Consider the following 13866-nt stretch of genomic DNA (forward strand, 5'->3'; position numbering starts at 1 on the left):
CTGTTGTTATTTTAATTATGAATATATTCTTCCACCCACTCAATTAAAAATTCACCAGCTTTTTTTATATCTTGTATATTAATATTTAAGTCATACTTATATTTATTGATCCCATTTAAGTACATTGGATCATAATATTTAACCATAAGTTCTTTGGCAACCTCTTCAAAATCACCCTTCTGCACTAAATCTTTATACCTTTCAATATTTTTACTGCTAATATATCTTTCTAAACTATCTAACGATGAAAGTATTTCTTCTACTGCATTTTCTGAATTTGTGTATTCCTTTATAATTAATCCAGCTCTAAAATCTAAATCTGCGTCAGCTAAAATATGAACTCCTTTTTCCATACTGCTGTATATATAATCAGGAATTATAATGTTTCCTATTCTTTTGCTTTCCCCTTCTACAAAAACATAATTTGTTTTTCTGTTTTTTATTGATTCATAAACTAAGGCTTCAAACTGCTTTTGGCTTCTTCCTTGGCCAAGTCCTACATTTCCTAGAAGAGAGCCTCTATGGTTTGCTGCTTCTTCCAAGTCAAGTACATCCATATCTTTTCCCTTTAAGTACTTTAGTAATTCCGTTTTGCCAACGCCAGTTTTTCCGTGAATAACTATATATTTTATATTTTCATTAACTTTAATTAATTGTTCATTAATAAATTTTCTATATCCCTTATAACCTCCGCTAAGCTTATATGTATCCATGCCTAAAGTACTAAACAAAGAACATAAACTAGAACTTCTCATTCCTCCTCTTGCACAAAAAAGAATAAGTTTATCATATTTCTTATCAAGCTCAGAAATCTGCTCATATATAAGAGGAAGCTTTTTTGATACTGCCTCTATTCCTGTCTTTTTAGCTTTTTCAACACTTTCATTAACATATAAAAAGCCTATTTCTTTTCTTTCTTCATCATCAAATATAGGAATGTTTATAGCTCCTGGTATACTTGCTTCCTTATGTTCCTGAGGACTTCTTACATCTATAATAAGATAATTTCCCTTTAATTCACTATAATCAACTGTCTTAAACATTTTATCTCCGTCTTTCTGTATTTTTTCATCATAATAGTATATTACTAAATATTAATTATGTCAAAAAGAGAAGAATTTAGTCAGTCCATAAGAATGAATTCAAATAGACCAATGTTAAAAAGCAGCAATTATAATGAACATAATTGCTGCTTTTCATATATCTAATTATTAAAACTCTGCTGTACCAGGAGTTCTTGGGAAAGGAATAACATCTCTTATATTCGCCATTCCTGTTAAATACATTAGTATTCTCTCAAATCCAAGTCCAAAGCCTGAATGTACTGTTTCTCCATATTTTCTCAGTTCTAAATACCACCAGTAATCTTCCTTGTTAAGCCCCAGCTCTTCCATTCTTGCTTCAAGAACGCTTAGTCTTTCTTCTCTTTGGCTTCCACCAATTATTTCACCTACACCAGGTACTAAAAGATCTGTTGCTGCAACAGTTTTTCCATCATCATTTAATTTCATGTAAAAAGCTTTAATGTCCTTTGGATAATTTGTTACAAATACGGGTTTTTTAAAGTGTTTTTCAGTCAAGTATCTTTCATGTTCTGTTTGAAGGTCAACTCCCCAGCTAACAGGATAGTCAAACTTTTCACCGCATTTTTCTAAGATTTCTACGGCTTCAGTATACGTAACTCTTCCAAAGTCTGAGCTTATTACATTATTTAATCTGTCAAATAAAGTGTTGTCGATAAACTTATTGAAGAACTCCATTTCTTCTGGAGCATTTTCCATAACATAGTTTATTATATACTTAACCATTTCTTCAGCAACTTCCATATCATCCTGAAGATCTGCAAAAGCCATTTCTGGCTCAATCATCCAGAACTCAGCAGCATGTTTTGTAGTATTTGAGTTTTCAGCCCTAAAGGTTGGTCCAAAGGTATAAACATTTCTAAATGCCAAAGCAAAAGTTTCAACATTCAGCTGTCCGCTTACAGTAAGATTTGTTTCTTTTCCAAAGAAGTCTTTTGAAGTATCTATTTTTCCATCCTCAGTTTTAGGGACATTGTTTAAATCTAATGTAGTTAATCTGAACATTTCTCCAGCACCTTCACAGTCACTTCCAGTAATTATTGGAGTATGAACATACACAAAACCTCTTTCCTGGAAAAACTTATGAATAGCAAAGGCAGCTATTGATCGTACTCTAAATACCGCCGCAAAAGTGTTGCTTCTTGGTCTTAAGTGAGCTATTGTTCTTAAATATTCATAAGAGTGTCTCTTCTTTTGGAGCGGAAAATCTGAATGAGAAAGTCCTTCAATTATTATTTTCTTAGCTTTAATTTCAAAAGGCTGTTTTGATTCTGGTGTTAATTCTACAATACCTTCTATTGTAATTGAAGAGCTTATTGGAAGCTTAGATACATCCTTATAATTATCTAGTTCGCTCTCAAAAACTATTTGAACGTTTTTAAAGAAACTTCCATCATTTAGCTCTATAAATCCAAAGGCATTAGAAGCTCTAACCGTCCTTATCCATCCAGATATGCTTACAATTTGTCCAGCATATTTTTCTGTTTCTCTGTACAACTGTTTGATTACAACTGTTTCCATTTTTATTCCTCCTTTTAGTCGGAAGCACTGAGCAATTAAAGATTACTCGCTTCCGCTCGCTAATTACTCGTAAAAGGTCATTTAGACCTTTTACCTCCTTTTAGTCGGAAGCACTGAGCAATTAAAGATTACTCGCTTCCGCTCAAAAATTACTCGCAAAAGTCCATTTAGGACTTTTACATCATATATTTTTATTTTGAAATATAAAAAAACCTTTCGTTCCATAAAATAATGGGACGAAAGGTTAACTTGCGCGGTGCCACCCAAATTGCTTAATAAAAAGCCGGCTTAATAAGTACATATAATACTTCCCAACTAGTAACGTGTTGGCCTCGTCTAAGCCTACTTTAAACAATTTCGGTTAGAAACTCAGAGATGTTCTTCACTATAAGCTTCATACCAGACTCCCACCAGCGCTGGCTCTCTTTAAATCTATCCTATAGCTACTCTTCTCATCAATGTTTATATCCTTATTAAATTATTATATATTATACTTTTTATTGTAGTATATGTCAATAATAAAAAATTAAACTAGCTTTTCTAAAATTTTATTGCTTCTTTCAATAAAATCGGACATTGACTCTGCATCCAGCTGTTTATTTCCTATCAAAGCTAAATCATATATATGCTGGCATATCATCGATACATCTTCTTTCTTTTCCTCTTTTTTGCTTAAAGAAAGAAGTGAACTAATCAGAGCACTATTCTTATTTATTATTAGAGTTTCTTCATTTGGGAACATGCTCTTAACATCCATGCCTCCAAACATGGCACTCATCTCCTGCATTCTTCTTGACTGCTCGGATAAAAGCATCATTGCAGGTATTCTTGAAGCCTTTAAACTCTCTACCTTAATAGTAAGCTTATCATTTTTTATATTTTCCTTAAAAAGTCCTTCAAGTTCCTTTGTTGTGTTTTCATCGATTACTTCATCTTTGTTCTTAAGGACATCTGTAAGGTCAGAGTCGATTCTATTAAATTGAACTCCGCTTTCCTTCATTTCGAGGAAATTAATAAAGTGATTGTCAATTGCAGAATTTAAGATTATAGCTTCAAGACCATTTTCCTTAAACAGTTTAATATATTGAGCCTGTTGATTTTCATCATTTACATAAAATACTTTCTTTTCGTGTTTATCCTTGTTAGCATCAAGATACTGAGAAAGTGTTAAGTATTCTCCACTTGTTGTCTTAAATATGATAATGTCTTTTACCTTGTCATAAAAGCTTTCATCTCTCATGCAGCCATATTTTATGAATACATTGATATCCTCCCAGAAGCTGTTGAATTTTTCCCTTTCCTTTTTAAACAGTTCTGTAAGCTTATCTGCAACTTTCTTGGTTATATGTTTTGAAATCTTAATAACATTTGCATCCTTTTGAAGAAAGCTTCTTGATACGTTAAGAGGCAAATCAGCACAATCAATTACTCCCTTTAAGAGAAGAAGGAACTCAGGAATTATTTCCCTTATATTGTCTGCAACATAAACTTGATTGTTGTAGAGCTTTATTTGTCCTTCGCTTGCATCCAGTTCATGTTTTAATTTAGGAAAGTATAATATTCCTTTAAGATTAAACGGGTAATCAACATTTAAATGTATCCAAAATAATGGTTCATTAAAATCCATGAATACTTTTCTATAAAATTCCTTGTATTCTTCATCTGTGCAGTCCTTTGGATTTTTCATCCAAAGAGGATGTGTATCATTCAGCGGTGCAGCCTCTTCCTTCTTATCTGCTTTTTCATCTTCTAGGTAAATTTCAATTGGCAGGAATGAGCAGTGTTTTGTAATTATTTCTCTTAACTTTGACTCTTCTAAAAACTCTTTTCCTTCTTCATCAACATACAGCGTTATGGATGTTCCTCTCTCTTTTTTATCAGAAGATTCCATATCATATTCTGTACCACCGGAACATATCCATTTAACAGCTTCTGCACCTTCCTGATAAGATAAAGTATCTATAACAACCTTTTCTGCTACCATAAAAGCAGAATAGAAACCAAGTCCAAAATGTCCTATTATTTGATTAGCTTCATCCATTTTATCTTTATACTTTGCAATAAAATCCTCTGCTCCAGAAAAAGCTACTTGGTTTATATATTTTTTAACTTCTTCTGCAGTCATTCCTATACCGTTATCTATAAACTTAATTGTTTTTGTATCCTTATTAAAGACTACCTTTACTTCAAACTTTGTATCCTCGTCAACCTTTGCCTCTCCAATTGAAGCCAGCCTTTTAAGCTTGCTTATAGCATCGCAGCTGTTACTTATAAGCTCTCTAATAAATATGTCTTTATCAGAATACAACCACTTTTTAATAATTGGAAAAATATTTTCCGTATGAATGGATATATTTCCATTTTCCTTATTCATTAAAACCCCTCCTTTTGCTGTATTCCTATATAGAAAGTAATAATAATCTTTTCACTGAGCTGTCCCAAAATGTCTAATCTTCAAAGACTTATTGGACAGCTCAGTGTAATTAGATTATTACTTTCTATATACTCTTTTGTATTCCATGCAATATTTTATTACTCTAATTAAATATTGTCAATATATGGTCAGCATTCTATTCATCAAATTGGATTCCAGCCATTTTCATAAGATATATTGCATTTCTTGTTGTAGAAATTCCTTCCCTTAATTTATAATCAAAGAATATTTCATTATCTTTATAATGCTCCAAAAAATGATAGTTCTTAACCTTTTCATTTTTCTTCTCAAGACTTCCAAGTTCTAAGTCATGAGTGGATACTAAACCTAGTGAATTTTCTTCGCTTAATCTATTAATTAACGTTTCTGCTCCTAAGTGTCTATCTACAGAATTAGTTCCTTTAAATATTTCGTCTAACAGGAAAAATATAGGTTTTCCTTCTTTCACTGCAGATACAATCATTTTTATACGGAGTATTTCTGCATAAAAGGAAGATATACTCTTCTCAAGATTATCTCCTATTCTCATACAAGTATATATATTCATTAACGAGCAACTGAATTCTCCAGCACAAACCGGTGCTCCTGCATAAGCTAGTATTAAATTAACACCAATGGTTCTTAAAAAGGTACTTTTCCCCGACATATTTGAACCTGTTATTAAAAGAATATTTGCTCTACTACCTATAACTACATTATTGCTTACCCTACTATCAGGCAAAAGCGGGTGCGCTAGTGACTTTGCCTTAATTTCCATGGCTTTACTAAATGTTGGCATACACCAGTCTGGATTATCATAGTAAATTCCTGAGAGGCTTACCAAAGTCTCAAATTCGCCTACAACCTCAAGCCAATTTACCAAATCTCCCCCATACTTTCTCTTCCACTTTTCTAAACCTACAATTAAATTATAATCCCATAAAAATAAAACATTTAATATAATGCTGAAAAGATTTTTTCTGTCAGAAATTTTATTATTAATGTTAACTAGCTTACTTATAGCCTCTGATGCCTTTACCCCTTCACTGCAAACCAATTTTTTATGTAAATTTTTGAGCAATTGTGCTTTGTATTTATGTTTTTCAATTAGTCTAATCATTCTTTCATAGGATTTTATGCTGTTTTTATAATAAAAAGCAGTTTCTAACACATCGTTTCTTATCTTTTCTCCAAGTTTAAGAATAATTATATTAAAAGCTATAAAAAGCAAAGGTAAAGCATATCCTATGCTTGGCTTAATCAAATAATAAATAATAGAGCTGCAAGTTAGTATAGGCATGATTATAAGTGCCAGCTTAAAATAAATTTTGTCTACAAGATCGTTTTTTTGAGCAGACCAGGAAAGTAGTTCTTGTACATTTTGTTTATTCTTAGGTATTAAATTTCCCTCTCCATTAAGTCTTTGTCTAAAGCTTATTTTGCTAACTAATTCTTTTACAGCCTGCTGCCTTTCTATTGTATTATCCGAATTCAAATCAGGGTTAATAAGTAACTCTTTAAGCTTCTCTCTACCCATAGCAGTTGAAGCTGTATTTAACCACTGAAACAACGAATTGTTACCAAAAATGTCCAAATCCTCCGAATAACTGTGCTCTGGATTCTTAAAGTCTTCTCCATTATCTAAAAATTCCTTCCACTGACCTTTTATTCGCTTGATTGATGTCTTATTGACATCATAAAGTGCAGCAGTTAAGTTCTTATTTAATATAATCTTTCCATGTTTAAGTACAAGTATTATAAAAATAATAACAGACGCAAGGAATATTACGCTTGAAAGGTAATACTGCTTATGAAAAATAAAATATATTGAAAATCCTAAACCAGCCAAAAATATAATAAGTCTTAGTGTACTAATAAAATTAATAGTACTTTGTTGCTTTTTTAAAAATATATCATAATGTTTTTTTCTATTTTCATATGTATTTTCTGCTTTCTGCAAAACCTCATCCTCCTTTAATTTCTTTGGCTTCATGTTATATCGGTCTAATATTACCAATTCTTATACATATTATATCTAACTTTACTAAAAATAAAAACCCATATCTTGCGTTTAGAAGATATAGGTTAATTATTAAATTATTATACTATTCCCATTCCTCAACATTTTCAATACCGTCAAATTGAAGCACAGCCCATTCTATAGCTTCCTCTGCATCTTCAAATTCCTTATTAGTATTGCTTACATAAGAATAGCCTTCTTTATCATCAACTGTTTGAATAAAAATTTCCAGGTCTTCTCCTGTAATAGTTATTTCTCCATTATTCTCAAGAGCCTCCGTCATCTCTTGAATAAATTGTTCCTCATCCATGTGTATCCCCTCTTTCTTCATTTTCTTATATATATTACATATTATTTCTAAAATTTATGCATATATAATCATAAAAAAATTAATTAGTGGCAAAATAAGTTGTGTTAAATTTTATATTATGGAGGATTAAATAATGAAAAAACACTACAGCGTTGTATTGATGTTTGATCAAAGTAATTGTGCAGTTAAGCAGATAAGCAAGAATACCTATGACCAGATTCAAGATATGAGAAAAAGAGGTCAGGATGATGAGACAATTGTAAAAAGTTTGACTGAAATTAATACTATGGAAGATAATATTGTTATAAATGGAATAACGATTCAGGAAGCAGAAGAACGAGCTCAAGGAGAAGGAGAAGATTTCGTTGTTCTTCAAGCTTTTACAAGCTAAAAATAATCCGAGGCATTGTGCCTCGGAATTTATTTATTTCAGACAATTTAACGCTTTAGAAGTTAATGATTCTATAACTGATTTATCAATACTGTAGATTTCTGGATTTCCAGAAAGTTTGAAAGCTATACTCCCTTCGCTTAAATCTTTTCCAAAATATATATGCAGTTCATTTTTGCTATCTTTAATCAGAAGTTCTGAGCTTGGTTTATCCAATCCATATTTTGATAATGATTTATTATTATCTTCAATAAAATCTTTTATCTTCATCCCTGTTACTGTGCTTAAGAAATCTTGAAAATTATTGTCGTCAACCTTTTTGTTATTAGTATTCGGAGTAGTTATAACCAATTCATTTTTATCATTTGCTTTTATTTCAATAATTGTACTATTTGCATTTACAAACTTAAGATATTTAATATCAGAATTATTTAATGAAGATATGTTTCTATCCCTGATATCATTTAAACTATAATTAAGGCTTAAGCCTGCAGAACTTGAGACAGCATAAACATTAGGATCATCCTTAATCATAATATAATATCTTGAATTATCTGAAGTTTCATTCCCCAAATTTATAGTCTTTGAACTTCCATCTTCCATATAAGCTGTTGCAACTACTTTTGGAGTCTTAAGACCATACTGCTCCAAGTCCTTTGAATCCTTATCTACAAGCCTGTCAGCACTTAAATTGGTGAAGTCCTCTACAATATTTCCTACAAACTGATCATCAAGCTTTATGTTTTCCTTTTGGCTAATTATCCATTTTGAAGACTTTTTTTCAAGTATGATATTTCCCTTTTCATTCATAATATTAATTATATTAATTTTACTCTGATCAAGTTTCAACAAATCAATCTTATTTTCAGACTTTTTATCTGCTCCATTCTTATCCTGGGGATGTTTAGTTAGATATGCATATGCGCCAATTAAAGCTGCCAACATGATTGCTAAAGCGATTATGCTCCAAAGCTTTCTCATCTGTGCCTCCTCCTAAACCATACAGTAACTCCTAAAATTGCAATAACAAGAGGAATTAAAATTACAACAACACCAGACCATGCAAGCTTCTGAAGCTCATTTATCATCAAACTTGAAGTCTCAAAGTTTTTAGGTCTTATTGTTATAGAATCTTTTTTATCCTGAAGCCAGTTGAAGGAATTCATTACAAAATCTAAATTGGTACCGCTCGTCGCTGAATTTATATTAGAATTCATAAATGTGGAGCCGCCTACCACAATAAGCTTTGCAGTATTACCTGAAGTTTTATCCTCATCTGTAATTGCAACTGCAATATTAAACGGTCCATTAAGATCTCCAGTTTCTTTTGACATTTTAGTAGAATTCAAATTAGTCTTAGCCCAAGAATTGCTTGAGGAACTCAAAAGTGGTTCAATTTTAAGAGAATCCTTATTTAGTTTTAGATTTTCTATCCCCTGCATTACCGGCATATAAAGTGGAGTCTTATTAGACTTTATTGCATTAACAATGTCATGGCTCTGTATTGAAGGAAGCAGCTCAATAGCGCTGTTTGCAATCATATCTGCCTGACCTTCTACAACCAAGGCATTTTGAGGTTTTACTCCATAAGCTGATAAAACACTTTGAAAGTTTGGAAGAACTTCTTTTGTTATATCAACAAAAAATGCTGCACGTCCTCCGCTGGCTAAAAAGCTTTTTATTTTATCTGCTTCCTCTTTTGATATGTCCTTTAAAGGGGCATTTACCACAAGAAGATTATCTTTGACTAACTGAGCATTTCCCTGCAATAAATTGATATCTTTAACTTGGTAGTTTTCTACATCCAGCTGTTTCTTTATATCTTCATCAAGTTGTTTTTCCTGATGTCCCGTTAAAGTATACAAAGTGTGCTGAGTTCCTGAGGTAACATAAATTATTGCATTAGTAATTTGCTGTTCTGCAGCAAAAGAATTAATATCTGTCTGTCCATATTGGTTACTAGAATAATTGTACAAATCATTGTAGTCAACTGTCTTAAATTTACTTCCACTTTCTACTACTATAGAACCTGCACCAACAGTTTTATCACTTGTACTATATTTTTTAGCAAGCTGAGGTTGTTTTATTGGATCTCGATATTGCACAGAAACTTTTTTGGAAGCAGACTCGTATTTATCGAGGACCATCTTCACATTTGGATCTTCATTTCCTGTTTCAAAAAATGCATATATTTTAACGTCACTTTTTAAGTTTTTAACTATGTTTACGCTTTGATCGGTAATAGAATATATTTTGTCCTTAGATAAATCCTTTTTAATATCAAGTTTTGAAGCTACCAGGTTTACTGCTACTAATACAGCTAAAACTAATATTGCAGCAAGTGCAGAGTATCCTCCGTATTTAAATCTGTTATTTTTAAAGGACTTGCCAATATCAAATTTTTTCATGTTCATTTCACCTTCCTTAGCTCCATCTTCTTTTTTCCATCATAAGTATTGATAAATACACAAATGCTATTGAAAATGTAAGATAAAATATAATAGAGCTTACATCTAAAATTCCAATGCTGAAATTATCAAATCTCTTAATTAAAGAAAACCATTCAAAAAACTTTGGCAGAAAGCCTTCATACAAAGTAGAATTTTTAAAGAATATAATCAGCATAACTGCAGCACCTAATATAATTTCAGCAGCAGTAACTATTATATTTTTTGTAGACATATAAATTAATGAAGCTAACGCTAATACTAATATGGCAGCAAAAACTATTCCCGAGTTCCTGCCAGTAGGTAGTCCCTTCTGAATCCAGTCTAATATCCATATAAGGAGTAGCATCCCAAAGGATGAAACTGCTGCAATAACTTGATTTTCAGTTAAAGAAGAAACAAACAAACCTACAGCTATAAAGCTTGCACCCATTAGCGCAAAACCTATATAAGCAGTTACGATTTCTCCCGTGGGCAAGGTTCCATACTGACTTAAAATCAAGGGATATAAAAAGGTTACTGCTAAAGTAATAAAAAATAACACAACAGAAGCCAAATACTTTCCTATCACTATCTCACCAACACTTAACGGTGAAGTAAGAAGCAGCTGATCCGTCTTCTGATTTCTTTCCTCAGCTAAGAGCTTCATAGTAAGTATGGGTACTAATATTAAAAATAAAAATATAATACTTGAAAGTACATTGCTATAGGCTGTACTCGCTGCCAAAAGATTGTAATTAGCAAAAAATATTCCGCATATCAGAAGGAATATTCCCATAAACACATAACCAGTAGCAGAATAAAAATAAGACCTTAGTTCTTTACCAAGTATAGCAAGCATATACTAAACCTCCTCCTGTGTAGTAACCTGAAGAAATACTTCTTCTAAAGACAAATCAACAGGTTTCATTAAAAGCACTGGCACTTCTGCTTTACAGAGTTTCCAAAACAATTCCTCTCTTATATCTTTGTCTTGCTTTGCTTCTATTATAATATCTGAGGTACCCTTTTCTACCTCTCCTTGAATATGTATCTTATCTACACTGTTTAAATCCTTCAAAAGATTTAAGACTTCTTTAGAATCTTTTTTAACTCTTATTAAAATTTTACTGCTATAGCTTAATTTTTTAGAAAGTTCTTCAGGCGTACCGCTGGCAACTATTTCACCTTTGTTGATAATAACTACTCTATCACAGACAGCACTTACCTCTGAAAGAATATGAGAACTTAAAATAACAGTATGGTTTTTACCAACTTCCTTTATAAGATTTCTAATTTCTATAATCTCCTTAGGATCAAGCCCTACTGTTGGCTCATCCAGTATAAGAACCTCAGGAGTACCAATTATTGCTTGGGCAAGCCCTACCCTTTGCTTATATCCTTTTGAAAGATTTTTTATAAGCCTATTTCTATGCTGGCTTACTTTTACTATATTACAAACCTTATCTACTGTTTCTTTTAAATTTTTTGCATCAATGTTTTTAATCTTACATGCAAATTTAAGATATTCCTCCACAGTCATATCTAAATACAGTGGAGGTATTTCTGGTAGATACCCTATTTTCTTTTTAGCTTTTTTAGGCTCTTTTAAAATATCTATGCCATCTATTGTCGCTGTCCCCTCACTGGCGCCTATATATCCGGTTATAATATTCATAGTCGTAGATTTTCCAGCACCATTTGGCCCTAAGAAGCCAAGAATTTCTCCTTTATTAATACTAAGATTGATTCCTCTAAGCACTTCATTGCTTCCATATCTTTTCGATAGGTTTTTAATTTCTATCAATTTGTTCCCTCCTATTCTCATCATAACGGAATCATTTTAAAATGACTCCTTTTTCTTAGGTCAACTTGTGACTTACTGCTTTCTCCTTCACATGCAAGTCATTAGTTAAAGCTTATTCAGAGCTTTAGCTTCCTTGTATCCTTTAAAATTATTTCCAGTAAAATTCCTTTTAGTATAAATTAACAAAAATCATTTTATCACAATTCTTTTATATTAAAAAGTTTATAATCCAGGCAAAAGTAAAGTTATTTTTTATATTTTATTACTATTTTGTAAACTTTAATAAATAAAAAACAAAAGCTTCTGCAAAATTCAATGCAGAAGCTTTTGTTTAGTAATAAAAATCATGGTTTCCTATTGATTTAAAGTAGGTTTTATTTTTTACAACATATGTGCTTTCAGCCTTCTTTGGATTTATGAAGAACATAATTTCAGTACCAAAGCTTCTATAACCGCTTAGTACCATATCTACTGCTTTTTTAGCACTTGCAGTGGCAGGTTGATTTATCCTGCCATCAAGAACAGGCGTAAATTGATATCCCCAGGACTTGTCCATTATTACTCCGGTAATAGAATTTGAATAGTTGGGGCTTTTAACTCTGTTCATTATAACTGTTGCAACAGCTAACTGTCCTTCAAAGGATTCTCCTGCAGATTCTGCAGATACAAGCCTTGCAAATAAGTCCTTCTCGTCACCTGCAGCAGCAACACTTGCAGCGGTTGAATTAGATGCCGGCTTTGACTGAACTTTTGTTTGCTGCTTTAATGGTGTTTTTACTTGTGGTTTTTGCTGAGCAGCTGTCTTAGGCTTAGCCTCGCTTAATCCAGTCCCACCTCTTGAATATTCCTTGTCCTTATTTTCTATGTTTTTCACTTCATCTTTTATAACAACTAACTTATCACTTTGATCATTATTAGCTGTTGTATAGCTCTCAGAAGTTCTTATACTATTTGTCATCTCAACAGCTTCATTTTTTAAAGCATCATCATTAATGGAATATGTATATAAGTTAATTTTGCTTGTATGTTTACCTTTTTGTATGCCATATGTCATGGCTGTTAAAGCACCTGCTGCAGTTATTAGTGTTACCGCCAATATCAGTCTAGTCTTTTTATCCATTTTCATATGCAAATTCCTTTCATTGTTAGGCTTGTCTGCTTTCATTATAATTGCATATGAAAATGTAAACAACCCAAACATATATCCAATATGGGAAAGACCTGGATATTTAAATTACCCAGGCCTCATATCATATCATATATTGATAGTTGTCTTGTTCCTTCTGCTGGTTCAATTCTAAGATCAAACCAATCACTTTCCTGAAGCTTTTTTTGCAGCACTTCTACAGAATACGAATCTTTTGTAAGCCATATTTCCTCTTCGTCCTTGCTTATAAAAACAGGCATTCTATGATGCAGCCTGCTCATTGCTTCATTCGCAGGACGAGTTAATATAACAACTCCTGTATAGGGATTACCATGATTGTCAATAAAGGTTTCATAAAGCCCTGCCATAGAAAAAAGATTACTATTATTAATTGAAATCTTATATTTTATCTTGCTCTTTTCTATAGTTTCCCATTCAAAAAATGCGTTTGCAGGAATAATACATCTTTTGCTTTCAAAGGCCTTTTTAAATGCTGGTTTCTCACTTACTGTTTCAATACGTGCATTTATTACTTCTCTGCCGAGTCCCTTAATTTTAAATCCCCATCTTAAAGAAGCTAATTCCTTAAATTTATTCTTTAATACCACCGGGATATTTGTACCTGGAAAGACTTCACCCTTAATTTGTGCTGTATTATTTACTTTTATAATATTAAAGCTGCTTATAATATCATCTATATCACTTTCTATATAAAAACGTCCGCACATAGTAAATTCCCCTTTTCTAAG

At 31.9% G+C, this 13866-nt stretch carries 12 protein-coding genes and 1 other annotated feature; of the genes, 1 reads left to right on the forward strand and 11 read right to left on the reverse strand.

Going from position 1 to position 13866, the window contains the following annotated elements; translation table 11 throughout:
- Positions 1–11 precede the first annotated feature (11 nt).
- From mnmH to JK636_RS06445, 5 genes are all read right to left on the reverse strand, one after another.
- Entirely contained in the window at positions 12–1043 is a 1032-nt protein-coding gene (mnmH, locus tag JK636_RS06425) for a tRNA 2-selenouridine(34) synthase MnmH (protein WP_202747996.1), read from the reverse strand.
- 168 nt (positions 1044–1211) lie between these two features.
- Entirely contained in the window at positions 1212–2603 is a 1392-nt protein-coding gene (gene asnS / locus JK636_RS06430) for an asparagine--tRNA ligase (protein ID WP_202747997.1), read from the reverse strand.
- A 229-nt stretch (positions 2604–2832) separates the two neighbouring features.
- Positions 2833–3071, reverse strand: a binding site (T-box leader).
- Positions 3072–3129: 58 nt separating this feature from the next.
- A complete protein-coding gene (gene htpG / locus JK636_RS06435) occupies positions 3130–4977 on the reverse strand; it encodes a molecular chaperone HtpG (protein WP_202748000.1) in 1848 nt (615 codons plus the stop codon).
- A 196-nt stretch (positions 4978–5173) separates the two neighbouring features.
- Entirely contained in the window at positions 5174–6976 is a 1803-nt protein-coding gene (locus JK636_RS06440; RefSeq protein ID WP_243428129.1) for a MutS family DNA mismatch repair protein, read from the reverse strand.
- A 145-nt stretch (positions 6977–7121) separates the two neighbouring features.
- The gene (locus JK636_RS06445; protein ID WP_202748004.1) at positions 7122–7346 is read right to left on the reverse strand and encodes a hypothetical protein; all 225 of its coding nucleotides are present in this window, start codon (positions 7344–7346) and stop codon (positions 7122–7124) included.
- 133 nt (positions 7347–7479) lie between these two features.
- On the opposite strand from JK636_RS06445, the gene JK636_RS06450 reads away from it, so the two are divergent.
- Positions 7480–7737, forward strand: a complete 258-nt coding sequence (locus JK636_RS06450) for a hypothetical protein (RefSeq protein ID WP_202748006.1) — start codon at positions 7480–7482, stop codon at positions 7735–7737.
- Positions 7738–7770: 33 nt separating this feature from the next.
- Here the strand turns inward: JK636_RS06450 and JK636_RS06455 are convergent, their stop codons facing one another.
- The 6 genes from JK636_RS06455 to JK636_RS06480 form a co-directional block, all read right to left on the reverse strand.
- Positions 7771–8718 (reverse strand): DUF4340 domain-containing protein, encoded by a 948-nt coding sequence (locus JK636_RS06455; RefSeq protein ID WP_202748007.1) that lies wholly within the window; start codon positions 8716–8718, stop codon positions 7771–7773.
- Positions 8715–10145, reverse strand: a complete 1431-nt coding sequence (locus tag JK636_RS06460) for a GldG family protein (RefSeq protein WP_202748009.1) — start codon at positions 10143–10145, stop codon at positions 8715–8717. Before JK636_RS06460 ends, JK636_RS06455 begins: the two co-directional genes overlap by 4 nt.
- A gap of 16 nt (positions 10146–10161) precedes the next feature.
- Positions 10162–11025: an ABC transporter permease gene (locus tag JK636_RS06465; RefSeq protein WP_202748011.1), complete on the reverse strand. Its 864-nt coding sequence runs from the start codon at positions 11023–11025 to the stop codon at positions 10162–10164.
- Positions 11026–11028: 3 nt separating this feature from the next.
- Complete coding sequence (locus JK636_RS06470) at positions 11029–11970, reverse strand: ABC transporter ATP-binding protein (RefSeq protein ID WP_202748012.1); 942 nt, start codon at positions 11968–11970, stop codon at positions 11029–11031.
- 331 nt (positions 11971–12301) lie between these two features.
- A complete protein-coding gene (locus JK636_RS06475; protein ID WP_202748013.1) occupies positions 12302–13096 on the reverse strand; it encodes a cell wall hydrolase in 795 nt (264 codons plus the stop codon).
- Positions 13097–13215: 119 nt separating this feature from the next.
- Positions 13216–13845: an SOS response-associated peptidase gene (locus tag JK636_RS06480; protein ID WP_202748014.1), complete on the reverse strand. Its 630-nt coding sequence runs from the start codon at positions 13843–13845 to the stop codon at positions 13216–13218.
- Positions 13846–13866: the final 21 nt, after the last annotated feature.

The organism is Clostridium rhizosphaerae, assembly GCF_016765585.1.
In the GTDB taxonomy this organism is placed as follows: Bacteria; Bacillota; Clostridia; order Clostridiales; family Clostridiaceae; genus Clostridium_AT; species Clostridium_AT rhizosphaerae.